Source organism: Rhizobium sp. SVR5-2C (assembly GCF_056755115.1).
In genome coordinates, this window is the sequence record NZ_JBNDHT010000306.1 from 1 (window position 1) to 899 (window position 899).

Annotated in this window: 2 protein-coding genes; both read right to left on the reverse strand. The window is 62.0% G+C overall.

Annotated features, from left to right (window positions below; all coding sequences use genetic code 11):
* Window positions 1–550 (reverse strand): ATP-binding cassette domain-containing protein (locus ACPYOI_RS35815; protein ID WP_481424141.1); only part of this gene is annotated, 550 nt, incomplete at its 3' end.
* A partial coding sequence (locus ACPYOI_RS35820) for an oligopeptide/dipeptide ABC transporter ATP-binding protein (RefSeq protein ID WP_481424142.1) occupies window positions 547–899 on the reverse strand: 353 nt, incomplete at its 5' end. The genes ACPYOI_RS35815 and ACPYOI_RS35820, both read right to left, overlap by 4 nt.

Here is an 899-nt window from a genome sequence, read left to right on the forward strand (position 1 = left end):
GTTCGTCGGCCAGGATGAGCGAAGGCCCCGATATCAAAGCCCGGGCGACGGCAACGCGCTGAAGCTGGCCGCCGGACAGCTCGTGCGGAAAGCGGCCCCGGACCTCCGCCATGGACAGACCAACCTTCTGCAAGGCATTGTCCGCGGCCCGATCCGCGTCAGCTTGGGATTTCGCCTCTGCAAAGTTCCGGGCGGTCATCAGGAGGTAACGGTCGACCTGCTTGAGAGGATTGAAGGCTTCGAACGGGTTCTGAAAGATCGGCTGCACCTCCTTCATGAAAGCAAGCCGCGCCCCGCGGTGGCGGATGGCGGAAATGTCCTGCCCCTTGAAGCGGATTTCGCCGATTGTCGGCGTCGTCATCTTCAACATCATACGCGCGAGCGTGGTCTTGCCGCTGCCGGATTCGCCAATGATGGTAAAGACTTCGGGCGGATCGCCTGCGAGAGCGAAGCTGACGTCGCTCACCGCTTGAAATGCCTTGCGGCCGAAGATGCCGCCGCGCGTATAAGTCTTGCTGACATGGCTGACGTTCAGAAGCATCCGGCTCATGGCGTCGCCTCCGATCTTGCCGGCATTTCCGTCTTCCCCCCAGCCGACGATCGCCCGTCAAGGCTCGGGCTGGCTGCGAAACAGGCGACCCTGTGATCAGGAGCCAATGTTGTCATTGGCGGATTCTCGCGACGGCATATGTCCATCGCCAGAGGGCATCGCGGGTGAAAGCGGCATCCGGCTGGTGGCGCGCCGAGATTCGGCGGCGAACCGGGAAGAGCTTCACGCGTATTGACTTTTCCCACGCGCGGAAGGCTCGCGATCAAGTGCGCGGTATAAGGATGCATCGGATCCGCAAAAACGTCTGCCGTCCGGCCCTCTTCGACAAGGCGACCGGCATACATGATGC